Annotated in this window: 26 protein-coding genes, 5 tRNA genes and 1 pseudogene; 22 read left to right on the top strand and 10 right to left on the bottom strand. The window is 42.8% G+C overall.

Features of this window, described 5'->3' with window-relative positions; translation table 11 throughout:
* The first annotated feature begins 85 nt into the window (after positions 1-85).
* Genes AQUSIP_RS08165 through AQUSIP_RS08155 form a run of 3 tightly spaced genes read left to right on the top strand, consistent with a single transcriptional unit; the run spans position 86 to position 3,296 of the window.
* Entirely contained in the window at positions 86-1,123 is a 1,038-nt protein-coding gene (locus AQUSIP_RS08165; protein ID WP_114835417.1) for a Glu/Leu/Phe/Val dehydrogenase, read from the top strand.
* An 8-nt stretch (positions 1,124-1,131) separates the two neighbouring features.
* On the top strand, positions 1,132-2,334 hold the full coding sequence (locus tag AQUSIP_RS08160) for an FAD-dependent oxidoreductase (RefSeq protein ID WP_114835418.1): 1,203 nt from the start codon (positions 1,132-1,134) through the stop codon (positions 2,332-2,334).
* A 20-nt stretch (positions 2,335-2,354) separates the two neighbouring features.
* Complete coding sequence (locus AQUSIP_RS08155; protein WP_114835419.1) at positions 2,355-3,296, top strand: DMT family transporter; 942 nt, start codon at positions 2,355-2,357, stop codon at positions 3,294-3,296.
* 1 nt (position 3,297) lies between these two features.
* Here the strand turns inward: AQUSIP_RS08155 and AQUSIP_RS08150 are convergent, their stop codons facing one another.
* Both AQUSIP_RS08150 and AQUSIP_RS08145 read right to left on the bottom strand, forming a co-directional pair.
* Positions 3,298-3,987, bottom strand: a complete 690-nt coding sequence (locus AQUSIP_RS08150) for a helix-turn-helix transcriptional regulator (RefSeq protein WP_114835420.1) — start codon at positions 3,985-3,987, stop codon at positions 3,298-3,300.
* A gap of 84 nt (positions 3,988-4,071) precedes the next feature.
* A complete protein-coding gene (locus AQUSIP_RS08145) occupies positions 4,072-4,551 on the bottom strand; it encodes a hypothetical protein (protein ID WP_114835421.1) in 480 nt (159 codons plus the stop codon).
* Positions 4,552-4,760: 209 nt separating this feature from the next.
* Here AQUSIP_RS08145 and AQUSIP_RS08140 point away from each other — a divergent pair.
* Positions 4,761-4,833, top strand: a tRNA-Thr gene (locus AQUSIP_RS08140).
* A 63-nt stretch (positions 4,834-4,896) separates the two neighbouring features.
* On the opposite strand, the gene AQUSIP_RS08135 is transcribed toward AQUSIP_RS08140, so the two are convergent.
* The 4 genes and pseudogenes from AQUSIP_RS08135 to AQUSIP_RS12615 form a co-directional block, all read right to left on the bottom strand.
* Positions 4,897-6,072 carry an ISL3 family transposase gene (locus AQUSIP_RS08135; RefSeq protein WP_148326074.1) on the bottom strand — a complete coding sequence of 392 codons (1,176 nt, stop codon included), beginning with the start codon at positions 6,070-6,072 and terminating at the stop codon, positions 4,897-4,899.
* A gap of 87 nt (positions 6,073-6,159) precedes the next feature.
* Positions 6,160-6,436: pseudogene (locus AQUSIP_RS08130) on the bottom strand (IS30 family transposase); the annotation flags it as partial.
* 121 nt (positions 6,437-6,557) lie between these two features.
* On the bottom strand, positions 6,558-6,884 hold the full coding sequence (locus AQUSIP_RS08125; protein WP_114833769.1) for a type II toxin-antitoxin system HicB family antitoxin: 327 nt from the start codon (positions 6,882-6,884) through the stop codon (positions 6,558-6,560).
* Entirely contained in the window at positions 6,878-7,057 is a 180-nt protein-coding gene (locus tag AQUSIP_RS12615; RefSeq protein WP_407641497.1) for a type II toxin-antitoxin system HicA family toxin, read from the bottom strand. Before AQUSIP_RS12615 ends, AQUSIP_RS08125 begins: the two co-directional genes overlap by 7 nt.
* Before the next feature lie 157 nt (positions 7,058-7,214).
* Here AQUSIP_RS12615 and AQUSIP_RS08115 point away from each other — a divergent pair, with 157 nt between their 5' ends.
* From AQUSIP_RS08115 to AQUSIP_RS08105, 3 genes are read left to right on the top strand one after another with little or no spacing between them, the layout of a single operon-like run.
* Positions 7,215-7,712 (top strand): GNAT family N-acetyltransferase, encoded by a 498-nt coding sequence (locus AQUSIP_RS08115; protein ID WP_114833767.1) that lies wholly within the window; start codon positions 7,215-7,217, stop codon positions 7,710-7,712.
* A 55-nt stretch (positions 7,713-7,767) separates the two neighbouring features.
* Positions 7,768-8,259, top strand: coding sequence for a GNAT family N-acetyltransferase (locus AQUSIP_RS08110; protein ID WP_114833766.1), 492 nt, complete (start codon positions 7,768-7,770; stop codon positions 8,257-8,259).
* Between the two features lie 25 nt (positions 8,260-8,284).
* Positions 8,285-8,767: a GFA family protein gene (locus AQUSIP_RS08105; protein ID WP_114833777.1), complete on the top strand. Its 483-nt coding sequence runs from the start codon at positions 8,285-8,287 to the stop codon at positions 8,765-8,767.
* Between the two features lie 240 nt (positions 8,768-9,007).
* Here the strand turns inward: AQUSIP_RS08105 and AQUSIP_RS08100 are convergent, their stop codons facing one another.
* The 3 genes from AQUSIP_RS08100 to AQUSIP_RS08090 form a co-directional block, all read right to left on the bottom strand.
* Positions 9,008-9,865: a prohibitin family protein gene (locus AQUSIP_RS08100; protein WP_114833765.1), complete on the bottom strand. Its 858-nt coding sequence runs from the start codon at positions 9,863-9,865 to the stop codon at positions 9,008-9,010.
* Positions 9,866-10,007: 142 nt separating this feature from the next.
* On the bottom strand, positions 10,008-13,298 hold the full coding sequence (locus AQUSIP_RS08095) for a hypothetical protein (protein ID WP_114833764.1): 3,291 nt from the start codon (positions 13,296-13,298) through the stop codon (positions 10,008-10,010).
* Between the two features lie 203 nt (positions 13,299-13,501).
* Positions 13,502-14,011: a shikimate kinase gene (locus AQUSIP_RS08090; protein ID WP_114833763.1), complete on the bottom strand. Its 510-nt coding sequence runs from the start codon at positions 14,009-14,011 to the stop codon at positions 13,502-13,504.
* 197 nt (positions 14,012-14,208) lie between these two features.
* Between AQUSIP_RS08090 and AQUSIP_RS08085 the strand changes: the two genes are divergently transcribed.
* From AQUSIP_RS08085 to AQUSIP_RS08070, 4 genes are all read left to right on the top strand, one after another.
* Positions 14,209-15,528 carry a PQQ-binding-like beta-propeller repeat protein gene (locus tag AQUSIP_RS08085; RefSeq protein ID WP_170131749.1) on the top strand — a complete coding sequence of 440 codons (1,320 nt, stop codon included), beginning with the start codon at positions 14,209-14,211 and terminating at the stop codon, positions 15,526-15,528.
* Between the two features lie 143 nt (positions 15,529-15,671).
* Positions 15,672-16,424: an F-box protein gene (locus AQUSIP_RS08080; protein ID WP_114833761.1), complete on the top strand. Its 753-nt coding sequence runs from the start codon at positions 15,672-15,674 to the stop codon at positions 16,422-16,424.
* A 255-nt stretch (positions 16,425-16,679) separates the two neighbouring features.
* Positions 16,680-17,864, top strand: a complete 1,185-nt coding sequence (locus AQUSIP_RS08075; RefSeq protein WP_114833760.1) for a hypothetical protein — start codon at positions 16,680-16,682, stop codon at positions 17,862-17,864.
* Positions 17,865-18,040: 176 nt separating this feature from the next.
* Positions 18,041-18,787, top strand: a complete 747-nt coding sequence (locus tag AQUSIP_RS08070; RefSeq protein WP_114833759.1) for a hypothetical protein — start codon at positions 18,041-18,043, stop codon at positions 18,785-18,787.
* 165 nt (positions 18,788-18,952) lie between these two features.
* Here AQUSIP_RS08070 and AQUSIP_RS08065 read toward each other — a convergent pair whose 3' ends face one another.
* Complete coding sequence (locus AQUSIP_RS08065) at positions 18,953-19,423, bottom strand: NUDIX domain-containing protein (protein WP_114833758.1); 471 nt, start codon at positions 19,421-19,423, stop codon at positions 18,953-18,955.
* 267 nt (positions 19,424-19,690) lie between these two features.
* Between AQUSIP_RS08065 and AQUSIP_RS08060 the strand changes: the two genes are divergently transcribed.
* The 11 genes from AQUSIP_RS08060 (at position 19,691) to rplL (ending at position 25,165) form a co-directional block, all read left to right on the top strand.
* Positions 19,691-19,773 (top strand) — tRNA-Tyr (locus AQUSIP_RS08060).
* Between the two features lie 101 nt (positions 19,774-19,874).
* A tRNA-Gly gene (locus AQUSIP_RS08055) sits at positions 19,875-19,945 on the top strand.
* Between the two features lie 19 nt (positions 19,946-19,964).
* Positions 19,965-20,037 (top strand) — tRNA-Thr (locus AQUSIP_RS08050).
* 150 nt (positions 20,038-20,187) lie between these two features.
* The gene (gene tuf / locus AQUSIP_RS08045) at positions 20,188-21,378 is read left to right on the top strand and encodes an elongation factor Tu (protein WP_114833746.1); all 1,191 of its coding nucleotides are present in this window, start codon (positions 20,188-20,190) and stop codon (positions 21,376-21,378) included.
* 5 nt (positions 21,379-21,383) lie between these two features.
* Positions 21,384-21,456 (top strand) — tRNA-Trp (locus tag AQUSIP_RS08040).
* 32 nt (positions 21,457-21,488) lie between these two features.
* Positions 21,489-21,890 carry a preprotein translocase subunit SecE gene (gene secE, locus AQUSIP_RS08035; protein ID WP_232058656.1) on the top strand — a complete coding sequence of 134 codons (402 nt, stop codon included), beginning with the start codon at positions 21,489-21,491 and terminating at the stop codon, positions 21,888-21,890.
* 34 nt (positions 21,891-21,924) lie between these two features.
* Positions 21,925-22,479 carry a transcription termination/antitermination protein NusG gene (gene nusG, locus AQUSIP_RS08030; RefSeq protein WP_170131748.1) on the top strand — a complete coding sequence of 185 codons (555 nt, stop codon included), beginning with the start codon at positions 21,925-21,927 and terminating at the stop codon, positions 22,477-22,479.
* 149 nt (positions 22,480-22,628) lie between these two features.
* A complete protein-coding gene (gene rplK / locus AQUSIP_RS08025; protein WP_114833755.1) occupies positions 22,629-23,078 on the top strand; it encodes a 50S ribosomal protein L11 in 450 nt (149 codons plus the stop codon).
* Position 23,079: 1 nt separating this feature from the next.
* Positions 23,080-23,775 carry a 50S ribosomal protein L1 gene (gene rplA / locus AQUSIP_RS08020; protein WP_114833754.1) on the top strand — a complete coding sequence of 232 codons (696 nt, stop codon included), beginning with the start codon at positions 23,080-23,082 and terminating at the stop codon, positions 23,773-23,775.
* 433 nt (positions 23,776-24,208) lie between these two features.
* Positions 24,209-24,739, top strand: a complete 531-nt coding sequence (gene rplJ / locus AQUSIP_RS08015; protein ID WP_114833753.1) for a 50S ribosomal protein L10 — start codon at positions 24,209-24,211, stop codon at positions 24,737-24,739.
* 48 nt (positions 24,740-24,787) lie between these two features.
* Positions 24,788-25,165 carry a 50S ribosomal protein L7/L12 gene (gene rplL, locus AQUSIP_RS08010; protein ID WP_114833752.1) on the top strand — a complete coding sequence of 126 codons (378 nt, stop codon included), beginning with the start codon at positions 24,788-24,790 and terminating at the stop codon, positions 25,163-25,165.
* The last annotated feature ends 207 nt before the right edge of the window (positions 25,166-25,372 follow it).

Raw genomic sequence — 25,372 nt, 5'->3', positions numbered from 1 at the left:
CTTGTCGGCAAAAAGTGAGTGTTTTGTTTTATATAAAATCAAAGGCAGCAGAATAATCCCGTTTAAACGGGAGGGGAGAACGACAATGCATGCGCGGGAATATAATGTTGAAACATATCTTATCGACTCGGATCTTAGCTTCACCATCGCTTATGAAAAAGACAGTGCCGGATTGCCGGCCAATGGCGGGTTGCGTTTTTATCAGTATGCAGATGTAAAAAACCAGGAAGCGGAAGCGATTGTTTTGGCAACTCACATGACCGAGAAGCATCGTATTTACAACACGGGGTTTTCCGGCGTCAAGATTGTTGCGAATGGCCAGAATAATCCCGAGAACAAACGAAAACTTTTGACTTATGTGGGTAATGTTTTAAATAAGCACAAGGGATCCATTTATACGGGTTGTGATCTTAACATCAACAACGAGGACATGGAATTTCTCTGCACCGTGAGCCCTTATGTATTAAATGCAATGGGATCGAACATCAACACCTCGGAAGCAACGGGTTATGGCGTCTATGGCTCACTCATGGCTGTGCTGGCCCGTGCAGAAAGCGATAAAAGCAGACCGCTTGAATTCATTATTCACGGCGCCGGCAAAATTGGCTCCGTACTTGCTAATAAATTAATTTCCAGCGGACATAAAGTTTATACCTATGATGTCAATCCGGCTCATGCAGACATTCCGGGCGCGATTAATATTTCTGCCAATGAAAACTGGTATGAAATGAAGTGCGATTATCTGCTGCTTTGCTCGGCATCCAATATTATCACGCCGGCCAATGCAGAAAAAATCAATTGCAAATGGATCGTCAGCAGCGCGAATCATCCTTTTTCTTCGCCTAATGTCATCAGCGTGCTGGAAGAAAAAAACATCTTCTGGATCCCGGACGTCGTCAGCAACGCAGGTGCTGTCATTTGTGATTCTATTGAATTCAAGCAACCTGAAAAATACCGGTCGATTGAGCCTGATCGCATTTATAATTTCGTGTACAAGGTCATCTATCACAAGACCAACAACCTGCTGACCCTGGCTGATAATTATAAAATTTCACCACAAGAGGCGCTTGATGTGTTTTTATCCATGGCAAAAAACGCAGACATTGCGCAATTAATAAAATAGGAGTGGCTATGATGAATGCTAAAAAGATTGGCATGTATGATGCCGATGTGATTGTCATTGGCGGCGGTCCCATTGGATTGGCAAGCGCCTTTTACGCGGCAAAAATGGGTCAAAGTGTGATTGTACTGGAGCAATTTTCCTTTGGTAATCAGGCTGGCAGTTCAGCAGGCCACGTGAGAATGTGGCGCACGGCGATAACGGAAGCAAGCCATGCCAAGATGGCGTTTCAGGCGGGCGATATGTACAGGGAAATTGAAAGAGAAAGCGGCCAGCGATTACTGCATCCGCATGGATTGCTCAATTTTGGTGTTGAAACAGAATACACAGCCCAAGGTACCATTGAAACGGCATATGAAGTATTAAAAAGTCTGGGTCATCGCTGCATTAAATACACCAAGAAACAATTGGAAGAGCGCTTTCCTTTTAAGGACCTGCCGGACAATTATTACGGTGTCTATCACGAAAATAACGCTGTCATTGACGTCAAGCTGCTGCTTAAAACCTTAGTCAGCCTCAATGCCAAATACGGTGTTGCACTGAATGAAAATGAGCCGGTCACTGAAGTGAAAGCGGATGCGAATGGTGTCATGGTGAAATCAACCACCAACACTTATTTTGCAAAAAAAGTCATTGTGACACCCGGTCCTTACATCAATGAATTTGTCGGCCAGTTTGGTTTCCAGCTAAATATTCTCTTCTGGGAAATGGCATTTGCCTATTACAAAATCACAGATCCGAGCCTCACATTCCCCATGTGGTTCCAGTTTGATTACAAGGATGAAAGCGTACCCACCAAGCTTTTTTATGGTTTTCCACCGGTCAAATTTGGTCGCGAAGGCTTCGTGCGTCTTGCGGTTGATTGGGCATCGCATACGTTTACAGAGATTGGCGAACGCAAATATGTGCCACGCGATATCGATATCCATATCACGCAGGAATACGTGAAAAAGCACATGCGCGGTGTCTCGCCGGCGCCCATTGACATGGCAGCCGCTGTGCATCCGCAGATTGTCGATAACCTGAGCGTGCTTGATTTTATGCCGGAAAAATTCGTTCCACACCACCAAAATATAGTATTATTCACGGGTGGTTGGGCATTCAAATTTGTTCCGCTTTTTGGAAAAATGTGCGCGGATCTTGCCGTTAACGGCGGCACCGAGCATGATATTTCTGAGCTCGCCATCAACCGTAAGGGTGTGATAAAAAACTAAAAAAGAGAGAGGAAAGCGAGATGGTTGCAAGTGCTGGGCGAAATGAAAAGGGGTTTACTTTTGTTCTTTCCATGCTTTTCATTATCCTGTATGGCTCGGGTTTTGTGGGCGCAAAACTGGGTTTTCCCTACGCCAAACCGCTCTCTTTCCTCGTCGTTCGCTTTGCGCTGACTTCCTTTTTGCTGTTGCTAGTCGCGCTATGGATGCGCTCCAAATGGCCGTCAAGCTGGAAGGAAACCTTGCATATCGGTGTTTCAGGTATCTTTTTGGTGTGTTTTTTTTCTGTCGGCACCTGGGTCTCCATGGATATGGGCGTGCCGCCTGCCATCTCTGCTCTGATCACGGCGCTGCAGCCTATTGCTGTGACAGTTGCTTCCTATTTTGTATTCAACAAAAAAGTAGCCGGCAAACAGTGGCTGGGCTTGATACTGGGACTGATGGGGGTCGGGTTGGTTGTGGGTGAAAATGCAGTATTTGACGCACAGTACAGCGTCGGCATCCTCATGTCATTTTTAGGTTTGCTGGGGTTGACTGTGGGCAATCTTTATCAGAAACGGTTTTGCGCCTCGATGAATATTTTTACGGGCGGTGTTATCCAGTCTGCCGTATCTGGTCTGCTGTGTCTGCTGCTGGCCTTGTCATTTGATTCGTTACACGTCACCTGGAGCGGACAGTTCCTGTTTGCGCTGGGCTGGATGTCGGTGGTGATATCACTGGGCGCGACCAGTTTTCTTTATATTTTGCTGCGCAAAGGTGAGTCCCACAAAGTCGCCAGTCTTTTCTATCTGATTCCGGCGGTAACGGCGGTGATTTCCTATCTTGTGTTCAAAACGACGCTGGATGCCGTGCAAATCACGGGCATGATGCTGGCAGCTGTCGGGGTTGCCCTCGTGAACCTGAATTTTTCTTTCCTGAAATCCAAAGCAAAAGAGACGGAAAAACCTGCTTTGCAAGAAGTGTGATTTAACGGTAATTCGCCAGTAGATTCATGCTAAGCGCTGCTTCTACCAGTTCGGAACGCGAGTGACAATTCAGTTTATGCTTGATCGTGTTGAGATGATGCTCCACCGTGCGCTGCGATAAATTCAACTGGTGCGCGATCTGTTTTGCAGTCATGCCGCGTGCCAGATAATAAAGGCAATCACGCTGGCGCTTGGTGAGCGGTGAATGTGTTGGCGGCCGTATTATTTGCATGTTATTCGTCAGGCAATTTGCTTCTGCCAGCAGGGGAAGGATTGCCTGAAAAGAATGCCGATCAATGAAATTGTCTATCCCAAATATGCCGGTAATTTTCCCCTCCGCATCGAAGAGCGGCATCTTGATGGTAATAAACTCCAGCTTTTTTTGCGGCAGGGTGACAATGTAATGAAACTGGGAAGGCCGGCGCAGGGTTTTGACTAGATAGTCACCCTCCCGGACCCATTGCGCTTCTTCGGCGCGAATCGGCAAATCAAAATCCGTGCGTCCGACCACTTCCTGCCGCGAAGGGAGCATGATCATTTCAGCTGCCATGTCATTGCAGCCCAGATAGCGGCCTTCCGTGTCTTTCCAGAACACACCCAGTTTGTTTGGCAGGCTGAGCAGGCTTTCTACGTCAATATTAAATCTGCGTCGCGGTTGCTTGCGGGTTTTGTTTGGTCGCTGGTGTGTCATGGCGGGTATAAAGCGGATAGATGGAATGTATGTAAGGGGCGATCTTACGTTTAATCGGGGAGGATTGCAATTTTTGTGCTGGTCTCAAATGTCGTTTCCGCAGATGAGCGCGTGGGTGTCTGGGTTCATTTCATAACAGTACCAATGCTGTTCGGGTGCGCGGAATGTAAAGGTGAATGAGGGATCGGCTGCTTCTTTTTCGCCATAGAAGGCGGTCACGACACTGTAGCTGACTGTACCGTTGTTGTCACGGTGATGGTGAATGCTATAGCGTTGAAAATTAAACGCATTAGCCAGGTCATGACATGTCTCGTCCGTTTTCCCTGTCCAGGCCCAGTTATCGGAGCAATAACTTTTGCAAAGCTGGTCATGAATATTCACCGTCGCTTCCGGTCGCAATTTGCCTTGGCCGGGCGGGCAATGCGCTGTATCCACAAGATTCTGGCGCAATAATAATGCCCTGTCGGGCGGTAAAAAAATTGGCCAACTGGTGGCGTAGGCGATGGGGGAGGTGGTTAGGATGGTTGTTATTATAAGGATGTTTAAAGCGGGTGATGTTTTCATTGGTGATTCCTGTGGTGAGAATTGATTGAAAATTGATCCATTGTTGGTGTCTTGCGGTGCAGGTTGGTGATGAGTGGTTCGTCAAATTGGAATGCTTGGGTTGGCTTATTAAATCAGGGTGAAATAGCTCGGCTGGGCGGGATTTTTTTAAAATTTATCATTGCTATTTTAACCTTTCTCTATATAAAATTGCACCCTTAAGTCATCACGCTGGCGTAGCTCAGTTGGTAGAGCAGCTGATTTGTAATCAGCAGGTCGCGGGTTCGAGTCCCATCGCCAGCTTCAACAAAACCAAATAGTTAAATGAAAAATTCTGGGTCTTTCCCATTTCAGGGGGCACACCATTTACGAACACAGCACCCTAACACGTAACCGATAGTTTTCAAAGTTCCGAAACCCATATGCTCGTCGCTGTATTAATTTCATCTTCCGATGGAAGCCTTCCGTTATTCCATTGTTCTTTGTGAATCGCCACATACGTACCACCTCCTCACGCCATTGATAAAGTGTTTTGCCAAGCGTTACTAATCGTTTAAATGGACTCTGTTTCAATGCTGTAACCATTTTTAAAAATACTGGAATTAGCCGCTGGCAACGACTTTTGAACACTGTTTTTTTCATTAACAATCGATGCAAGCGCCGTTTAAAATGGTATATGGCAGCAGTTGCAGGATGCTCATTTAAATACTGATCACGCTTTTTCAATCTGTCTGAAGTGAGATTGTCTGGGTTAGTTCTGAGTGCTGCTAATAACCCTCGTTTATTTTTCATTTTGGGATCAATTTCCTGATAAGTCTGCATACACATATGGTGCATGAGTCGAATCACATGGAAGCGATCAGCAACGATTTTGGCATTAGGGAAATACTGATGCACGATACTTCGATATGTGCTACTTAAGTCAATACAGACGACTTTTACGCGATCTTTTCCGGGTAGTCGATCTAAATAGCTTGCCAAATCTTTTGCCGATCGACCTTTAACGATGTCGAATATTTTATGTTTTCTGAGATTACAAAACGTGGTGGCATAACCCTGTTTTTTACTAAAGAAATGCTCATCAATGCCAAGCACTGTTGGACAGTGTCGAACATCAATTTCTTTGTGAGCAAGCACATATTGCTGATGGTACCAGCGCTCAATGGTTGCTTTACCCATTTTAAAGTCACGAGCGAGAGACTGTTGCGAAACACCTTCCGTGTGTCGATGATAAAGGTGATTATGCAGGCGTTCTGTTGCTCGCTGATACTTATTGATACCAGGGAACTGCTGGTTAAAGTAACGCTGGCAGGTATGGCAATAGAGTTTATAAGCTTTAAAGCGCAACACTGTTTGTCTATGCCCTATCGGCTCATGACGAACACGCCGAATGAAGCTAGCCTTCTTGCGCACGTTCCTGCCATTACAAGCTGGGCATCGTGGTTTGTTTCGATAATGAACATCAATAATTATCGGGTTATGACCACTGACATTTTTGATGGTAAAGCCGGGTAAACTTAGGATAATATCCTTTTGGGGCATTTTTAATCTCCTTTTCCTTGTCCATTCAACAAGTAAGGTATGTTATTTACGATTAAAATGCCCCCTTATTTGGGGTAGAGCCGGATTTTAGTCCCAAGTGCGACAGTCATTTTTATACTGCTGAAAAAACAGTTCTTGAGGTGTTTTAAAGCCCAAACATTTTCGAGGGCACCGGTTCATTTTTGCAGCTAATTGATCAAGGTCTTCCTGAGTTATTTTGGCAATATCGGCATCTTTAGGCAAGTGCCATCTTAATCGTCCATTCATGTTCTCGTTACTGCCTTTTTTGCCAAGGTGAATGTGTTTCGCAATAATAAATTTTGCGTTTATTGTCTTGCTCCAGTTGTCTATAATCAGCAAATTCAAATATATGTGGTTACTTATCATTTCTAATTTGCTTTTAAAAAATAATATGCCTGCAGTGGTTTTTGTCATTACAGAGTTACATCATAAGTATCCTTGTAAGGGATGATGGCTGTAGAAAGTCACTCCTGAATATGATGCTTAATCGCTTCGGCTATCCATTGATTTAGGCTCATTTTATTTTGTTTTGCTGCTATATAAATTTGTCTGTGTAAGTCAGGATCAAGACGCAAATTAAACTTTCCAGAAAAAGGTTTTTCTGGTTCTTCATTGCGTTCCTTGCAGAAGGCCAGATAATCATCAACTGATTCACGAAAAGCCTTTTTGATTTCAGCAACGGATTTTCCTTGGAAAGTGATCACATCGCGCGTATTAATCACTTCGCCATGAAAAATATCTGCCTCATCGTCAAACTCGACATGACCCATGTAGCCTTTATATATCAACATTTGATACCTGCTTCTTTTAAAAATCGTCTCATTGAAACCACTGCACCCTTGTCTGTTTCCTTCTGGGGGTGAGGACGGTGAAAGACGGCACGTACACCATTTAAAGCAACCCTCACCCGCGAGTCATTTCCTCCTGATATTTCAGCGCCTAATGTTTTCAACAGCGTTTCAATGTCTTTCCATGCGATATGACCAGCAATTGAGGTCTTAAGCTAATTCTTTGGTTAACTTACGCTTGCCTATAGCTCAATTTTGGGCGGCGAAAGAAATGCAATAAATTCCTCACTCTTTCGATATAATACTCTACATGGAATTGAACTTAGGTTTTATATGCAACATTATCAAATCATACCAATCAGTGAACAGTATATCGAAAGCTTCAGAGAGGCAGTAGGAGGTGTGGCTCGGGAGCGAAAATACCTCGCATTTTTAGATGCTCCGTCACTAGAGATGGCTCGGGCATTTGTTATGGAGAACCTACGCGAAAATTGGCCGCACATTATTGCAGTTAGCGAAGGCAGGGTGATTGGTTGGTGTGATATTACCTCGCTTCACCGCCCTGTCTTTGCTCATTCTGGCGCGCTGGGAATTGGAGTATTAGCACCTTTTCGTGGAAAAGGTATTGGCGAAGCATTAATGCGGGCAGCGATTGAGAAGGCGCGGCATAGAGGTCTTACAAGAATTGAATTAACTGTCCGTGAACATAATAAGCCTGCGATTGCCCTGTATGAAAAGCTTGGTTTTAAGATGGAAGGGCTGCACCGAAATGCTGTTTGTATAGATAATGAATATGAGAATCATATTAGTATGGCTTTGTTGCTGGATTAAGAGATAAGCAAGGCAACAGAGTTGTAACGGGAGATGACAATTGAGCGGCGAATACATGATTAAGACAAGCCGGCTGGGTTTGCGGTTCCTCGAAAAAGAGGATATTGCATATTTGCATCCGTTGGAGAGCGATCCAGAGGTAAAAGAATTTTTCCCAGATGGCACGAGGGATCGCGCGAAAACAGAAGCTATGATCAATCGGTTTATCACTGCATACACAGAAAAGGGGTTGCCGTGTTTTTTGCTATTTGATCTTGATTCTGGTGAGTTTATTGGCCGCGCTGGTTTTGGCCTCACTGAGGCAGGCGAGACAGAGGTTGGCTATGTGTTGCATAAAAAATTCTGGGGAAAAGGTTTTGCTTCAGAAGCGGTAACCGCACTACTTGAGTATGCAAAAAAGTATATTGATACTGATTACATTATTGCTTATGCAGTTACAGGAAATATTGGCTCAACTCGTGTCATGGAAAAATGCGGTATGACATATTACAAAACAGACATTACGAAAGGTATTGAATGTCGATTTTACCGTATCAAAAATCGTTAATTGTTAATTAAGGAGCATGCATCAGGTGTCTCAATATACTGGCGAGTGTTATTGCGGTGCAGTTAAATTCCATTGTGATGGCGATCCTTTTTTTACGCAGTATTGTCACTGCAATAAATGTCGCGAGATAGCAGCGCTTTCAAAGCGGGATAAAGACAAAATAGGCTATGCGTGGACGGCTGGATATCTGGCGTCAAATTTTCATATTACATCAGGAAGTGATGGGCTTGATGAGATTATAAAAAATAATGCAAGGCTACTGCTATGCAAGTCTTGCCATAGTCTTATTTATGGCATCTCTCTTGATGTAGATAAGCAGGCGGGAATTGGTATCAATGTCAATAATTTTCAATTTTCAGGTGCGTTCCCCGAATCTTTTGAGCCTGTTCGACATGTTTGGTATGTAAATAGAGTTGTTGACATTGACGATGCGTTGCCTAAGTTTAAGGATGCTCCAAAAGAACAATTTGGCTCCGGGGAGTTGTGGAGTGGCGATGAATCAAAATAATGACTTAAAAATACGATCAGCAAGCCAACGACAGGAATGATCGGGGATTACGGTATTCCTGTGCATGATGAGATCGATTTGGAATATATCCTTTAGGGAGTGAATAGCTCTGCTGGTTCCACGGCAAAAATGAGCGCATCAAGGTAAAATGAACGCAAATCAACTTTGTGTTCATTTTACCGATGGCATTCATTCTGCAGCTAGAATAGTAATGGCCAACACTGCCTGGACACGATTGTATTACTTCTTTTCGGGACGCAAGACATCAATCATGGGTACGGGTCCGCTACCAGTCATCACGGTTGGCATGACGCCATCCCATTTTTGTACGGCAGCCCTTTGTACTTCGATTTTTCTTAATTCAAGTAGTTGATCGGTAATTTGTGCTTTTTGCAATTCAAGCCCTTTTGCCTCAGCTTCTGCTTTTACAACGGCCTGCTTTGCTTCAAACTCGACGCGCCGCAATGCATTTTCTGCTTCCAGTGCTTGCTGAACAGCTTTTACTTTTGCTTCAATGGAATCCTGAAATACCTGCGTGAATTGGAACTCAGTAATAGATAGTTCAACAACATGAATACCTAACTGGTTTAGTCTCGCCGATAATAAATCTTGTAGCTGCTTTTTAACGATAGGCCTTTGTGTAATTAACTGTTCCGCGTCAAAATTAGCTGCAACTGATTTAACTGCTTCCTGCACAAATGGCTGAATAATGCGGTGTTCATAATCCTGGCGCATGCTGCGATAAATTTCACTGACTTTATCGGCTTCCAATTGGTAGTTCAGTGTAACTTCAGTAGTTACTACCTGTAAATCTTTGCTTGATGCTGTGGTTTTAGAAGTATATTTCTGAATTTGTGTAGACATAAGCACAACGGATTCTACAAGCGGTATTTTAAAATATAATCCTTCATTTTTGATCTCACCTGTTACCGCGCCAAAGCGAAGCAAAACACCTTTATATCCAGCAGGTACAGTGCCGACTGATAAAAATGCCGCGATCAGTACGGCAGCCAAAATGACAAGAGGAATAAGCGCTTTGCTTGATCCATGTGGAGGAATTAGCTTGAGCTTTTCAATATTGATATATTGGTCAGACATATAAAATCCATTTTATTAAATGTTGAAATGTAATCGCGCAATCGTTAACAATAAATTGAATTATTGTTAGCTATGGTAGCATAGCCTATTCAATTTTAGTATGCACTAAGAGTCAATCGATGACGCGCCCCGGGTCTGCATCTCATGATTTTCGGATAATCAAGCCAAACCGCTTATCATATTGGTGCTGCGCTTGTTCATTGTCATGCCGATGGGCAATAAGATAATTTTCTTCCTTGGTAAATTTAGGGCTAGAAAAGAACCCTAAAGAATCCATGTTGGATTTACCAGATAGGTTTTTTTCTTTAGTGGGGTCATTGGCGGATTCAAAATCAAGGGAATTTTGCAATGCGAAATTGACGTCATTAATAAAATTAGCATCACGTTCGAGCGAGGCTTGATAAAATGGAGCTAATTCTAATCGGTGCTTGTCAATAATTAGTTGCATTACTTTGTCCAATTTTGTTTCATATTTGGCGATCAAGAAAACGGCATTTTGGATGAGCATGTCTTTATCAATCATCTCAGGCTTGATGTCGCTAGCTAATATTGCTGAGTCAAATTTATGGAATTGATTTTGATTAAGAGAAACAAGATAATATTTTTGTTTGGTCAGTTCTTGAATCTGCTTGCAAGTATCAAGGTCTTCCATATCAATTTGCTCTGCATCAATATCAGGGATGAATGGGCCGCCTAATTTGTCAGCGATAACAAGTTCGGTGAGGGGGTAATGCCGGATGTCTTTGATGTTCCAGCCATAACTTAACTGATTCATGTAAAATCCTTTAATATTTGGATTGGCTTCACAATATTTCTGAGTGAATAACAGCAAGGCATTTAACAATGCCAGCCTTAATGAATCATTTACGGCATACTTTGTATTAACTTCAAAAAAATTTGCTATCAGAACAATGTCCTTATCGGCAGTTTCGGCAAGATAAAGCCAAATCAGTGCCGCGGGTCTGCCGGTAATTTGGTCAATAGCAACATGAAATAACATGGCGTCATCCATGCGTCTTTGTACCATGGCCTGGAATTGGCTATTTGTTGTGGCGAGGCAACAGCCAACTTCGTCACCTAAAAAGAACGTCGCAAATTTTTCCTTTGACCATTGTTCAACCCTAAAATAGCTCAAATCAATTTTATTAGTAGGCTGATTTTTGGTTTGTTTAATGATTTCGCATTGGTCTTTTGTATGTTGGGCAAATTCATTAAATACACTTGATGTTTCGGCATTATGTGCGATCAAGGCATCAATATTGCGAATGATTTTTTCAATTAATGCCTGAGCATTTCCGGTGGTAAGGGCATTAACGATTTCAAATGTTGGGTTAAGTTGATTTTGTTTGATGCTTTTTTGTAGCATTTCAATGGCGGCTGCTATTGCGGCCAATCTTTGGGTGTTTTTTACGTCAGTCATTTTTGCTTTTGCTAATAGTTTATCAGTTTCCTTTTTTAGTTGCGTGAGGTAAGTCCATAGTACAACAATCAGGTTACCCTTATTAACTTGGCTCGTGATGTTGGCAGGCTGCACAATAACACACAGATTTTTATCATAATGTAACGCAGTCTTTGGAGAGATAGATTGCGCAATGAGTTTCGTTCTGATCCGCTCGTTATGGTGTGCGAGTTTTTGTCCGAGATCGTTCTGTTGATGTGTGTCATGCAAAAATGCATCAATATTTCCGCCAATCAAATCAAGCTGTAATAGATTTAAATAAACATCACGGTATTCATCCTGAGCCATATGTTGACTGGCTGCCGCAAGTTGAGCAAATTGCGTTGGTTTTATTCGTTTGAAAATTTCAGATATTACTTTATCTGTTAAATCGATATTATTTTTCTGCAAAATAAAGCTTAACAATATTTTAGCTAACGCATTTAGAAATTCTTGGGGAGTTTTTCCTTTTGCTATCGAAAGATAATAATCAGACATGGACGAAAAATTGGTTTCAAGTTCCTCTTTGTGAGCTTGCAAGTTTATTAACGTTTTTAATGCAATAATACAGGTTTTAAATGCATCAATTTGCTCAGGGTGTTTTTTAGTGGTGACGCCGCATTGATTAAAATATTGAGCTAATGGCTGCAGCAATTCTTCCGGTAATCTCGGGAGAAATTCAAGTGTCCTTTCGAGGTTAAGTACGGTTCCTGCCAAATGATTTCGCATATAATAAATACTTTCTGATCCCATTATGCAGAGTAGTTGACGAATGACATCGTAATGCTTGAAAAAGAAAAGACTGATATTTCTTTGTTGGTGCTTGGATGCGTTTTGATTCACTTGAACAAACAGAGTGATGAATTTTTCAAATTCTACTTGGACTGACCTTTTTTGCTCAGAAATATCAGATTGAATGTGGGGTGGCAATAGCGCCAAGACTGGGGATTTTGATAATTCAATACCTGATAGTGTGTCTCTACTCAATATTTGCATGATAGAGTGCAGGCGTCCATATTCTTCATAAATAATCTGGCTTAAAACTCTTCCATTATAATCGTATAGCTCGCCCGTATTTTTTTCGCCTTTGAAAAGTTTTATTATATTAAAATAATAATAGTATGCATTGTCATTTTCTGATGCTTGAGGGTCTTTGAGGTCAAAATTTATTTCGGAAAGGAATTCAAGAAGTTGGCCCGGGGTCAAATGCTTATCAAGAATAGGGAATATGATAGCAATCCCTTTTAACAACACATTTTTACCATTCGATTTTCTATAAAACCCATCATAAGAGATTTGATAGGCTTTTAAAAAGTTTTTGGTGAATTCATCTTTATCCTTGTTGTTAGAATAAAGAGCGTGAAGTATTGTTGTTAGTTCTGTTTCTTGAAATTTTCCTAATGCATAATCATCAATTAATTTAACAAGCAAAGAGATTTGCTCAGAAGAAGGTAATGCATTTGAATCTAGCAATTTATCAACCGCTTCAAAATTTTCTTCACCGTTATATTCTTCGACACCTTTAAGCATGACTACGACGTTTTCTTTTTTAACGGCGGCTGGGTCAATAAGTTCTATTGGCTTGTTTAATTTTGATTTAATGTAATTTGCTGTTTTGCTTGTGCGGTCTATTTTTATGTTTTCAAATATGGAGTCAGGTAATTTTTCAATAACGCTGCTGATGGTTTGAAATCTTTTTTCGCTGGGTGTTCTTTCTTGTAAAATATCATTTACTATTATAAGGAGATATACCATTTCTTCTAAAATTTTACTATTGTGCGGCAGGCACATAATTGTTTCAATTAGAAGATCAAATTCATTGTTTGGGAGGCTGCTTTTGTTTTCCTTATAAAATGGTAGGCATGTATTAATATATAGTAGAGCATGACGGGCATTAGCTTCATTTTCATCAAGGACATTATGTTGGCGATGTAGTGTGTTGATGGTGTTTGAGATTTGTGAAATAGCATGAGTGAGAAGCGTAGTTAAGCGCATAATGCTGAATAATCCTCGAATAAATTCTGATAATTAATGTTTGGGCAAATGTTAGCCGTTTTGGCTTAAGGAATTATTAAGATGGTGGTCTGCAGGCTTGTGGCGGTCAAATTTTTAATTATCTTGTTTGTAGGGCAGTAATTTTGGTTAAATCCATGCTGCCAGCGGTGTACCGAAACCGCTCGTTAAAATAGATATAGGATCTATCTATTCCCCATTGCGTTGATAACGCTTAAAACATGCTCTTCTATAGAGCCGCTATCAGAACTAATCGAAAAGCTGGAGATTTGATTATATAAAGCATCGCGCTCATCATGGATTTTTTCCAAAAATGCCTTGTAGTCTGCCACCGGCAAAAGTGGACGATTAGAAGAAATGCGCTCCAATTGCACTGAGGTGCTCACTTTTAAATAGACAGCAAATTCGGATGACAGTAGTTGTCGATTTTTCTCGTGGCAGACGATGCTGTCATCAGTTGTTACGACAATATTTTCTTTAGTAATTTGCCATGACAAGATTTCGGATAAACAATGATGAAAGACTGCTTTACCCTGGGTTCCGATTATTTCGTCCAGATTGCGTCCGATAGTAGGTGCTAATGCAAAATCAGCGTCGATGAATTGCCAACCCAGTTTTTTAGCTAATGCCTGTGCCAGTACGCCTTTGCCGGCGCCAATATGTCCAATGATGAAAATACGCTTGGGTTGATTCATATGGTTCTCCTGTTTCGCTCCAGCTAATGGAATGCTATCGTTTATCTTAATTAATAAGTTGATGCCGGTCAAAGAATGGAGCCAACACTTTAATTGACGTCAGGTTGAATGCCTGGCTATACCGCAAGAGATGTTGATTGTATAATTTAATGGATAATTTCATTTGCTCTTGCCCGTTTAATAAAAGGCTGATGACAATGACAGCGTTCTGGCGGCAATTTCATGGAGATGGTCCGAGTAGAGGTTTTGCTCCTGTCTCATCACGTCCTGCAATTGATCCTCAGTGGCGAACTGAAGTCGGCCGGGTAGGGTATGCATCTCCAGTAATAGGGCCGGATAACACTATTTATATTGGAACCTTGGATGATGAGCTAGTCGCCGTTAATCCTAATGGCAGCATACGCTGGCGGCGCGAGATTAGGCCTGGGCATGGGCGCAGCATTATTTCTGGTTCACCCGCAATTGATAATGATGGAAATATCTATCTCATTGCCACTCAGGCGACACAATCCGTTGATCATCGCGGCGAAGACGGGCGTCGCCAGTTAAAACTTCATTCTACACTTTATAGTTTTGATCCTAATGGCAATCGCCGCTGGCTCTATCATTTCCCAACCACTTCGAGTTCAGGGTATGAGCCAGGTGGATTTAGCTTTTCTTCGCCTAAAGTATTTAGTGATCAAGAAACGTATATTTTCATATCAGTTCGATTTGGCACGGTTGATTTTTTATTAGAGATGATGGTCCTCGATCAAGCTGGCGAAGTTGTTCATCGCCAGGAAATAGTAAAGTATCCGCCTTCTCCCATTACTGCCGGATCAAATATAGGTGATATTTTGGGGGATATCTGGGATTTTATCAGCAGCCCAATCGATTTTGATGTATCAGGTGTTAATTCCGGTGTCACACCATTGGAAGAATTATTTGGCTGGGCAGAACCTACTATCGCCATTGCTGATTTTTCTTCTTATGAGAATCGGCCCATTATTGTAATTGACGATGGCCACAAAACACTTGCCGCTTATCGTTGGCAAGATAGATGCCTTATAAAGCTGTGGGCAAAAGTAGCTAGCAAGCATCGCGCTGCCGCTTCCCCAGCTGTTTTTACCAATAGTACGATTGCGCAAGGTCAAAAAGACGGTACGGTCGCGCTTTATAATCTTATCAATGGCCAAGAATTGGCAAAGCCATGGTTCAAAGCGGGCAAATCGGTTTATTCACCGCCCGTTTCCTTTGGCCGCCAGCTCTATTTGGTAGCTAAACAAGAAGTCATCATGCTGGATTCAGATCTTAAGTTATTACAAACTTTTCGCACGATTGGCACAAGCCTCGGTGCTCCAGCCATTTCTGCTAAATATCTGTATGTCAGCGCGCGCGATGGTTTATGGACATTCAATTTTGATTTGGAGAGAGTTGCTAAAAATGAAGAATTTAGCGGTGGTGTTTCATCACCCGCTATTTCTAGAGATGGCACGGTTTACAGCATGGATTTAAACCGAACATTGTGGGCTTTTTAGCAAATACACAAAAAAATGAATAGTTCAGTCCACACTTTAAAAAATCTGCAAAGAAAAAATCAACGATACCGTCATCAAGCCTTCTTAATTTTCAAATGGTTGAGTATTGCTTAACCATTTCAGCTTGAGGTTAATCTATAATAATGAAAAGAATTATTGGAGAAGGCGTTATGGAATCTAATCGAGGCAAGCGGCGGAAAGAGAGTAAAAAAATTGAAGAGGAAAAAAATTTAAGCACGCTGTTGGGCGATCTTCCCGATGAGATTATACAGCAAATTCTTACATTTTTATCAGAAAAAGATTTAGCAAGGCTTGGGCAAACATCCAGATTTTTTAGCCAGCAAGCTGGCGAAGATGCTTTGTGGATTGAGTTATTGAAGAAGAAGTTGAAGGTATCAGATACAAACGCTTTGAGAGAATTAAAGAAAGAGAATGAAACATTTAAGCAAATGTTTGTTAGGGTCACTACTACATCATTTTTAGTAATTAAGAGCGGCCAAGCCGCATATGATCCAGTTTCCATGCTCAATAATTCCAATCTAGCTAACTATCTTTCGTCAAGCCTGCTATTTGAAACGAAAGAAAAAGCAGATGCGTCATTAAGAAGCGCCAGTCATCGTGGAGCTACCTATATTGTAGAATTGAATGTTGATTATCATTCTGCAAAAACCATGCTTGATCAAAAAAAAGGTGATGAGTTAATTAAAAGAGCAGTGCGCGTTTATCCGCGCCTGAGTGTGTTGACGATGTGGGAGCTTAATAAAGATAAAAACCCGAATATACTAACCGTCGTGGGTGGGAAAGAGCCAAGAATTATAAATGTCAAATATTCAACACATGAAAAAAAATTCGAAGAGCACGCGGAGGCTGATAAAGGTAAAAAATATCAGAAATAAATTCTAGAAAGAGAATAGTTGTTAAATTGCTCGCAATATTGAGCTTTCAATTATCGTACCAGAGAATGTCATCCCTTTTTATTTTCTGATTCAAGCCCGCCGTTCGAGATCCCAACGCTTTTCTTCTTGGCGTGATTTTGTGCGGGTTTTGATATTTTAAGGTTTTTTATAATCCATTGAATTTATTGCGCGGCTAATTTGCCTGTCAAGTTGGGATATAATATTTATAAAAGCATAATAAAGGAGTGGCTTGTCATGCCATACTTTACTTATAACGGCGAAGAAATTTCATTTGATGATATCTTGCAGCAACTTGTTTCTGTGAGTCCAGAATTAGCGGAAAAATTAAAATTTGAAAAAATGGACAACGATTTTGATCTTGAGCGCTTTGCTATTGGTCGTGCTCAAAAAGAGATTTTACAGGATGGTGGCGAAAAAACATCCATGGTTCCAAGCAAATTGCAAGAAATAATTAATGAACATATTGGTGAATTACTCGCAGAGATTAATAAAATCCAAAAAGAAAAAGAAGAAGAATTAAAAAAACATCCACTGCCTCCAGATCCGGTAATGCCCCAGGAGCCAATAAAGCCGGATCCACCTGAGAAAATTATACATAGAGAATCCTATGTGGATGACCAGGAGTTCGTGATTTACCCGTCGGAAACCTACGAAAACCCTTATTATAAGGAGCAATTAAAAGAATATAATGAAAAAATGGAAAAATATGAAAATAAACTGCTAAAACACCCAGAAGAGATTGCTAAATATAACCGCTTGCGCGATCAAAAAATGGCTGTTGTATTAACACGCAAAGAAATTGTAACTTCCTTTAATGATCGTATGCAGCCTTTGAAAGATAGGATTGAGAAGCTGAATCAAGTTTATATTATGTTGGAGCCGGGCCATTTGACCCAATACAACTGGGGAAGGGTTGCTCAATCCATTGCGGATGAGTTAACGCGTTCTAACACGGATAGAGGCGATTATGTGAATGCGATTATCAAGCAAGTAGGTGATATTTGCTCCCAACAGGGGAAAAGCGATAGCGATAAAACAGAAGAGTTAATCACGTTTTTACAAGCCGCGTACGTCTGGGCAAAAGCGGTCAACAGTCAGCTGCATGTCCAAATTACTAATTCGCTAAATATCCTGTCCGGGAATCGTGGCGATGTTTCATTAATACCAAAGCAGAATCAAGAAACATCAAAATCTATCTTTAATAAGGGGCTGCATTTATTTGAGCGCTCAGTGGGAAAAGTTCAGCGAACCATGCAGGAGAAAAACATCATAAAGGAAAAAAATCCGGAAGAATGTTTGAAGAAAATCTTTGAAAAATGTAATAAAGAATCGGGTAAATATACAGTTGGCACTTCTTATATTCCTATTGGTGAAGAATTTAAGATGGAAGGCAAGAAAGTGCTATCGAAGACAATTTAGCGCATGGATAAGCCTGTGATGGATATGCATTATTGCTATAATCAATCAGTTAGCTCGGGATGATTGTATCCTGAGGGATTATTAGTTTATGCTGTTAAGCTAGTCTAAATCTAACTGAGAATAATTAATGTTAAAATATTGGCGGTCATCCACTTTTTAAAAAAAACGAGGTAACTATGCCTGGTAAAGAACAGATGCAGAAGAATCAAAACCAAAGTTCCCAAAAAGATCCTATTACGCTTTTAATTGAAAGAAACCCTTGTGTTATGTGCAGGGCAATGCGCGTTCCTATCTGCAAAGGCCATGCCGGTAGCGGCTCGGGCGGCGGAGGAAAGGAAGACAACAAATCTGCCAAACATACGCTTAATCAAAAAATGGATGCTGCTAAACAGATGAGTCATATCAGCTCGCTTTTTTTAGATGGGAAAAATTGGGTCCAATTGCAATGGCTGGATAACGCACTGAGCTTTGAAAAGCCGGAAGCATTCTTATCCATCCAGATTGATAGCAAAAACGGTATCTTAACTCTTCAGGGGAAGAAAGGCTTAACCAAGGCTCAAGAAGATGAATTGCGCCAGTATTTTGATAAAATTAAAGACCAATTTAATGAATTTATGAAAGAGTTTAAGGATGAGTTTAAGGCTCAAGGCATCTCGGTTGCTAATTTTAGTGTAGATATCAAAAATAATACGCTGACAATCAAGATGCTGAATCCTGATAGAACACCTAACCTGGCATGTTTTGCCGCATTTATCGATTATCTTGCGGATAAAAACCTTCTGCCCAGCAAAAATCTGCTAGAAACGACGCTCAAAGAAGCTTTGATGGGCGGGAAAAGCGCGTCTGTTGAGCAAGAAAAAAAATCTGCTTTTCACCCGACACCTTTTTCCAAGACACCGAAACCGAACGGCTGGGTGAAATAGTTTTAAGAAAAACACAAGTCCCTGGCGTAAAAGCCGGGGACAATTTTTTTAAGAAAAAGATGATTGGTCATGTGGATGTATGGTCTTTCGCCCTTTCTAAAAAATCACAGATAATGCCAGCTTGCTTTTGCTGACTATCAGATACCGATTCCTCTGGTATGGATCTTATAAAAGTTTTCTTTTTTTGCATTCATAGAGCAGCCAGCGCGCGCTGTCCATTATTTTGGCATGTTCAAGCGCTGTGTTGACGTCATCAAAATAGCAAGCCTCGCCTTCATAGCACCCAGTGATGGTGCCGCGCTTGTCATGCCAAAAATAAACATAGACAAGTTTGCTATAATGAGTGACAGCTTCGCTGATGACCCCGAGGCTGATCACCTCTTTTTCATTAACCTGCGCACCAAGCTCTTCCTTTAATTCCCGGACTAACGCTTCCAAAGGCGTTTCGTTGGGTGCTATGCGTCCACCAAACTCGGAAAGGTATCCCGGAAAGGAATGCCAGTTATGTCCGCGCTGTTGAAGTAAGACTTTGTTATCTTTACTGAGCACAAGACAGCCTACGTAGTGATGCTTGAAAAGCGCCTCATCTGTTTGAAGTATGTCCACTTTGCGGATTGTTTTAATTGTCTTTGCCATTCATAACGTCCTTGCTTTTTTGGATAAGCTCGCTTTGGCCAAAACCAGCGTGGCGTTCTTATCCTTCAATGTATCATTTCTATATAGGCGTTTGATGCCTTCAGAAACCGATGCGACATGTATATGTCAGAGGAAGTAATGCGTATTTTGAGCAGGCACAGCAGCTACTTTTATGATGGTGGCAAGCCAGACAAAATTTTCAAACTATTTAACTTGCTATGATTGACATAGCTATCTGTATAAAGCAAAATTCACGCCTGGTTTAGAGGAGGGGTTCCCGAGCGGTCAAAGGGATCAGACTGTAAATCTGACGGCTTACGCCTTCGAAGGTTCGAATCCTTCCCCCTCCATTCTGGATACCAGAAACTGGATTTTAGCGATACTCCCTGGCTGTCATGTATCATGCATGCGATTCACATTCCAGATTCTAGTTTCTGGTAACTAGAGCAAAGCGGGTGTAGTTCAATGGTAGAACTTCAGCCTTCCAAGCTGATAGCGTGGGTTCGATTCCCATCACCCGCTCTATTCTAGATCGTAGGTCGCCCACATAGCTCAGTCGGTAGAGCACTTCCTTGGTAAGGAAGAGGTCACCGGTTCAAGTCCGGTTGTGGGCTAAATCAGAAGTTAAAAAATAGGATGGAGAATATTTCCGTTTTTGTGTATAAGAATGTCAGAAACGCGGAAGTCGCTATTTTTTGATTTCTGGCTTTATTTATGTATTTGGATGAGATGTGACGGTACTTATTTAGAGAGGAGCGTACTCGATGAGCAAGCAAGTATTTGAGCGTACGAAGCCGCACGTAAACGTTGGCACGATTGGTCACGTAGACCATGGGAAGACGACCCTGACGGCGGCATTAACGAGCATATTGGCGAAGAAATTTGGTGGAGAAGCGAGAGCCTACGACCAGATTGACAATGCTCCGGAAGAGAAGGCGCGAGGCATCACGATTGCGACCTCCCATGTTGAGTACCAGTCCGAGAAGAGACACTATGCACACGTAGACTGCCCCGGTCACGCGGATTATGTGAAGAACATGATCACGGGTGCAGCGCAGATGGACGGAGCGATTCTGGTTGTATCAGCGGCGGATGGCCCGATGCCACAGACCCGCGAACACATTCTGTTAGCGCGTCAGGTAGGTGTGCCGTACATTGTTGTGTACCTGAACAAAGCAGACATGGTTGATGATAAAGAGCTACTGGAGCTGGTAGAGATGGAAGTAAGAGATCTGCTGAGCCAGTATCAGTTTCCTGGAGACAAGACGCCGATTGTTGTTGGCAGTGCATTGAAGGCGCTGGAAGGTGACACAAGCGAGATAGGCATTCCTTCCATTATGAAGCTGGTAGAAGTGATGGATGACTATATTCCGATTCCGGAACGACCAGTGGATCTGCCGTTTTTGTTGCCGATTGAAGACGTGTTTTCGATTTCAGGCCGAGGCACGGTGGTCACGGGTCGAGTAGAGCGCGGAATTGTGAAGGTAGGTGATGAGCTTGAAATCGTGGGTATTAAGCCGACGACGAAGACGACCTGCACGGGTGTAGAGATGTTCCGTAAGCTGCTGGATCAAGGTCAGGCGGGAGACAATGTGGGTGTACTGTTGCGCGGAACGAAGCGAGAAGAAGTTGAGCGTGGACAAGTACTGGCAAAGCCGGGTAGTATAACGCCCCACACGAAATTTGAAGCGGAAGTGTATGTACTGTCAAAAGAAGAGGGTGGAAGACATACACCGTTCTTTAAGGGGTACCGTCCGCAGTTTTATTTCCGCACGACAGACGTGACGGGAGAAGTGCAGTTGCCGGAAGGAGTTGAGATGGTAATGCCAGGCGATAACATCAAGATGGTGGTTACATTGATCGCGCCGGTAGCGATGGAAGAAGGATTGCGATTTGCGATCCGAGAAGGTGGCCGTACGGTCGGAGCTGGTGTCGTCGCTAAAGTAGTCGAGTAAGTATTAGGCCAGTAGCTCAATTGGCAGAGCGGCGGTCTCCAAAACCGCAGGTTGGGGGTTCGAGACCCTCCTGGCCTGATTGTATTGATCTTTAAGTGAGAAGTCAGGGCGTGAAATCAAAGGCTAATGTAATGGTTTTTAAGGCAGAAAATCAGGGAGAGGGGCGGCTAGACTGGCTTAAGTGGTTAGTTGCTCTAGTTTTATTGCTTGCCGGATTGGTTGGTAATCATTACTATAGCGAAATTTCCATGCCAATACGTACCCTGGTTTGGCTCGCGGTCTTGGCAATTGCCGGATTTGTGATTTCGCGGACCCAAAAAGGTCGGTGGGTGGTTGAATTCTTTCGCGAATCCCGTGGGGAATTGCGAAAAGTCGTTTGGCCTACACGTGAAGAAACAATGCAGACAACGCTGGTTGTTGCTGCAATGGTCATTATCCTTGCTCTTCTATTGTGGGGTATGGATAGCGTTTTAGTTTGGCTGATTGGCTGGCTAACCGGGCAAAGAGGCTAAGAGTGAGCTATAGCTACTATCGAGGAATTTCGTTATGACAACAGATCAGACAATGCCGAAAAAGCGCTGGTATGTTGTGCACGCATACTCTGGATTTGAGAAATTTGTCATGCAGGCCCTGCAGGAGCGTATTCGCCTTGAAGGTGTTGAAGACAAATTTGGTGAGATTTTAGTTCCCACTGAAGAGGTGGTGGAGCTGCGCGGCGGTCAAAAAAGAAAAAGTGAACGCAAGTTTTTTCCGGGCTATGTGCTCGTTGAAATGGTGATGGATGATCAGACCTGGCATTTGGTGCGATCTATTCCCAAGGTGTTGGGATTTATTGGTGGAACCAGTGACAAGCCGGCGCCGATTAGTCCCAAAGAAGCTGAAACCATCTTGCAGCGTATACAAGATAGCAGTGAAAAACCCAAACCCAAGGTTCTGTTTGAAGTGGGCGAGGTGGTTCGTGTTATTGATGGACCCTTTGCTGACTTTAATGGCGTCGTTGAAGAAGTTAACTATGAGAAGAACCGGCTGCGTGTTGCTGTATTGATCTTTGGCCGCTCAACGCCTGTCGAGTTACAGTTTGATCAGGTTGAAAAGGGATAGATCTTAAATCCATGCAGATCAGCTATCTGACTGCATGGATGTTTTGTTATTGAAGGTTTGAGTTTGTGTGTCATGCCGGCCCGTGCTGGCATGACAGTTATTTAGTAACGGGGAGCCGAGAGGCGTTTGTACCCAAGATGAGGTGATATATGACTGCATCCAGATCTAGAAAGAAAATAAAAGCGTATATTAAATTGCAAATTAAAGGTGGCGCAGCGAATCCAAGCCCACCCGTGGGCCCTGCTTTGGGTCAGCAAGGTGTTAATATCATGGAGTTTTGCAAAGCGTTTAATGCGCAAACCCAGACGCCCAATTTACAAGGCAAGCCACTGCCAGTCGTTATCACGGTTTACGAAGACAGAAGCTTTTCTTTTGTTATCAAAACGCCTCCCGCTTCTTATCTGGTTAAGGAAGCTGCAAAAGTAGAAAAAGGCAGCAGCACGCCAAACACTAACAAGGTTGGCAAAGTAACCCGTAAGCAGCTAGAAGAAATCGCAAAAGTCAAAATGCCGGACCTGACTGCGGCAAGTCTCGAAGCAGCTGTTCGCTGCATTGCGGGCAGTGCGCGCAGCATGGGCATCGAAGTGGAGGGAGTGTAACATGGCAAAATTAGCAAAACGTATTCGTGCAATTCGTGATTTACTGACACCCGGCAAGCAGTATTCCTTGAGGGAAGCTTTTGAAATCATTCAAAAAATGCCAAAAGCCAAGTTCCGTGAAAGCGTTGATTTGGCGGTTAATCTCGGTGTAGACCCGCGTAAATCTGATCAGGCGGTGCGCGGTGCCATTGTTCTCCCAAAAGGTACTGGGCGTGATGTGCGCGTAGCTGTTTTCACAAGTTCTGCTCATGCCGATGCGGCAAAAAAAGCGGGCGCAGATCTGGTTGGTCTTGAAGATCTCGCTGAGCAGGTAAAGGGTGGAAAGATTGACTTTGACATGGTGCTGGCGACCCCGGATGCCATGAGAATCGTCGGCCAGTTAGGCCAAATCTTGGGTCCTCGCGGCTTGATGCCTAACCCAAAAGATGGAACAGTGACTCCTGATATTGCTAATGCAGTTAAAAACGCTAAAATGGGCCAGGTTCGTTACCGTACAGACAAGGCTGGCGTTATTCATTGCACCATTGGCAAAATTGACTTTAACACAGCAGATCTTTCAGAAAATCTCAACGCTGTTCTTGGCGCACTTAAAAAAGCCAAGCCCAGCACAGCTAAGGGTATTTATTTTAAGAAAATTACGCTTTCTACCACCATGGGGCCTGGCTTATCGCTTGATATATCGTCGCTGGCGCTATAGAGCAGAGTCATTTTCATAAAGCATGTTCTATCAATCGCTTATGTGAAATGGTATAATCAGCCGCCATCAAAAAACAGGTGGAGCATAATATTGCCCCAAAGGGGCACCTCGCCAGAAGGCGGGATGACAGAATTTGACGTGGCTTTGCTTATGCCAATGCCCGTCAGAGACCGTAGGTGCTTGCATGGCTTTTAGGTGAAAGAAGAGTCGAGCGGGCTTAATAAGGTGAATGTATTCATCAACCTACGCAGACGGTGATGCCAATGGACTGGTATTGCCATCAGAGGACGGAAGGTTGAGATGGGGGCTTTAAGGCAGAAGACATTTATTGCGAGCGAAGCCAGATTGATGCAATAAATTTAATAACTTCTGGTTTGATTTCTTCATTTTTCTGCTTTCTGATAAGGCAATGTCCGACAATCGGAGGTATTAAATGGTACTAAAGTTAGAAGATAAAAAGGCCATTGTTAGTGAGGTTGCCAGCGTTGCGAAACAGGCGGTGTCTCTCGTTGCTGCTGAGTATAGCGGGCTAACCGTTGCCCAATTAACCGGGCTTCGTAAATCTGCTCGTGAAGCAGGCGTTTACATGCGTGTAGTACGTAATACGCTCGCACGCCGTGCGTTAGAGGGAACACAGTTTGCCTGTATGCAGGAAGAACTGGTTGGCCCGTTGCTGTTGGCGTTTTCGCAAGAAGAGCCAAGTGCAGCTGCGCGTTTAATCAAAGAGTTTGCCAAAGAAAATGAAAAGCTTAAGGTGAAGGCGTTGGCTATTGAGAGTCAGCTGCTGCCACCAGAAGGCTTGGATAGACTGGCGAGCTTGCCAACCCGTAATGAAGCGATTGCTCAATTGATGTCGGTCATGCAAGCGCCCATTACCAAGTTCGTACGTACACTGGCAGAACCCCATGCTAAATTGGTTCGAACCATCGCAGCTATTCGCGATCAAAAGCAGGCGGCTGCATAACTTTTTTTAAATTAGTGTCTATAATTAATAAGTTTGGAGTGATTAAAAATGGCAGTAAGCAAAGAAGAAATCTTGGAAGCGATATCCCAAATGAGCGTGATGGATGTCGTTGAATTAATTAAATCTATGGAAGACAAGTTTGGTGTTTCTGCTGCTGCGGTTGCAGTTGCTGCGCCGGTTGCTGCTGGCGCAGGTGCTGCGGCTCAGGAAGAAAAAACTGAGTTCAATGTTATCCTTGCTAAAGCAGGCGACAACAAAATCAATGTCATCAAGGTTGTGCGCGAACTCACCAGCCTTGGCCTGAAGGAAGCTAAAGATCTCGTTGAAGGTGCGCCAAAGCCAATTAAAGAAGGTGTTACCAAGGAACAAGCAGCAGAGATCAAAAAGAAATTGGAAGAAGCAGGAGCGACAGTTGAGATCAAGTAACGGCCTCGCTGTTAAATTGTTACACTTGATTGTCAATTTTGTTAGGGCCGGTGATTTGGCTTATCGCCGGCTTTTCCTTTATTTCGCTTGTATACTTAAAACGGCTCGGTTTATTGAAAAGGCTTGCTTACCGCGCGTTACCGTGTAAGCAACCGTCCCTGAACCGGGGTGGAAAGTATAGTTGATCGTGCAGACGCAGAGGTATTA

The sequence above is a fragment of the Aquicella lusitana genome (assembly GCF_902459475.1).
Lineage (GTDB): Bacteria > Pseudomonadota > Gammaproteobacteria > DSM-16500 > DSM-16500 > Aquicella > Aquicella lusitana.
This window is presented reverse-complemented; position numbering and strand designations above follow the sequence as displayed.

Excerpts from the sequence above, each read along its gene's own strand:
- AQUSIP_RS08165 (WP_114835417.1), top strand. The coding sequence starts at position 86 with ATGCATGCGCGGGAATATAATGTTGAAACATATCTTATCGACTCGGAT.
- AQUSIP_RS08160 (WP_114835418.1), top strand. The coding sequence starts at position 1,132 with ATGATGAATGCTAAAAAGATTGGCATGTATGATGCCGATGTGATTGTC.
- AQUSIP_RS08155 (WP_114835419.1), top strand. The coding sequence starts at position 2,355 with ATGGTTGCAAGTGCTGGGCGAAATGAAAAGGGGTTTACTTTTGTTCTT.
- AQUSIP_RS08150 (WP_114835420.1), bottom strand. The coding sequence starts at position 3,987 with ATGACACACCAGCGACCAAACAAAACCCGCAAGCAACCGCGACGCAGA.
- AQUSIP_RS08145 (WP_114835421.1), bottom strand. The coding sequence starts at position 4,551 with ATGAAAACATCACCCGCTTTAAACATCCTTATAATAACAACCATCCTA.
- AQUSIP_RS08135 (WP_148326074.1), bottom strand. The coding sequence starts at position 6,072 with ATGCCCCAAAAGGATATTATCCTAAGTTTACCCGGCTTTACCATCAAA.
- AQUSIP_RS08125 (WP_114833769.1), bottom strand. The coding sequence starts at position 6,884 with ATGTTGATATATAAAGGCTACATGGGTCATGTCGAGTTTGACGATGAG.
- AQUSIP_RS08115 (WP_114833767.1), top strand. The coding sequence starts at position 7,215 with ATGCAACATTATCAAATCATACCAATCAGTGAACAGTATATCGAAAGC.
- AQUSIP_RS08110 (WP_114833766.1), top strand. The coding sequence starts at position 7,768 with ATGATTAAGACAAGCCGGCTGGGTTTGCGGTTCCTCGAAAAAGAGGAT.
- AQUSIP_RS08100 (WP_114833765.1), bottom strand. The coding sequence starts at position 9,865 with ATGTCTGACCAATATATCAATATTGAAAAGCTCAAGCTAATTCCTCCA.
- AQUSIP_RS08095 (WP_114833764.1), bottom strand. The coding sequence starts at position 13,298 with ATGCGCTTAACTACGCTTCTCACTCATGCTATTTCACAAATCTCAAAC.
- AQUSIP_RS08090 (WP_114833763.1), bottom strand. The coding sequence starts at position 14,011 with ATGAATCAACCCAAGCGTATTTTCATCATTGGACATATTGGCGCCGGC.
- AQUSIP_RS08085 (WP_170131749.1), top strand. The coding sequence starts at position 14,209 with ATGACAGCGTTCTGGCGGCAATTTCATGGAGATGGTCCGAGTAGAGGT.
- AQUSIP_RS08080 (WP_114833761.1), top strand. The coding sequence starts at position 15,672 with ATGAAAAGAATTATTGGAGAAGGCGTTATGGAATCTAATCGAGGCAAG.
- AQUSIP_RS08075 (WP_114833760.1), top strand. The coding sequence starts at position 16,680 with ATGCCATACTTTACTTATAACGGCGAAGAAATTTCATTTGATGATATC.
- AQUSIP_RS08070 (WP_114833759.1), top strand. The coding sequence starts at position 18,041 with ATGCCTGGTAAAGAACAGATGCAGAAGAATCAAAACCAAAGTTCCCAA.
- AQUSIP_RS08065 (WP_114833758.1), bottom strand. The coding sequence starts at position 19,423 with ATGGCAAAGACAATTAAAACAATCCGCAAAGTGGACATACTTCAAACA.
- tuf (WP_114833746.1), top strand. The coding sequence starts at position 20,188 with ATGAGCAAGCAAGTATTTGAGCGTACGAAGCCGCACGTAAACGTTGGC.
- nusG (WP_170131748.1), top strand. The coding sequence starts at position 21,925 with ATGACAACAGATCAGACAATGCCGAAAAAGCGCTGGTATGTTGTGCAC.
- rplK (WP_114833755.1), top strand. The coding sequence starts at position 22,629 with ATGACTGCATCCAGATCTAGAAAGAAAATAAAAGCGTATATTAAATTG.
- rplA (WP_114833754.1), top strand. The coding sequence starts at position 23,080 with ATGGCAAAATTAGCAAAACGTATTCGTGCAATTCGTGATTTACTGACA.
- rplJ (WP_114833753.1), top strand. The coding sequence starts at position 24,209 with ATGGTACTAAAGTTAGAAGATAAAAAGGCCATTGTTAGTGAGGTTGCC.
- rplL (WP_114833752.1), top strand. The coding sequence starts at position 24,788 with ATGGCAGTAAGCAAAGAAGAAATCTTGGAAGCGATATCCCAAATGAGC.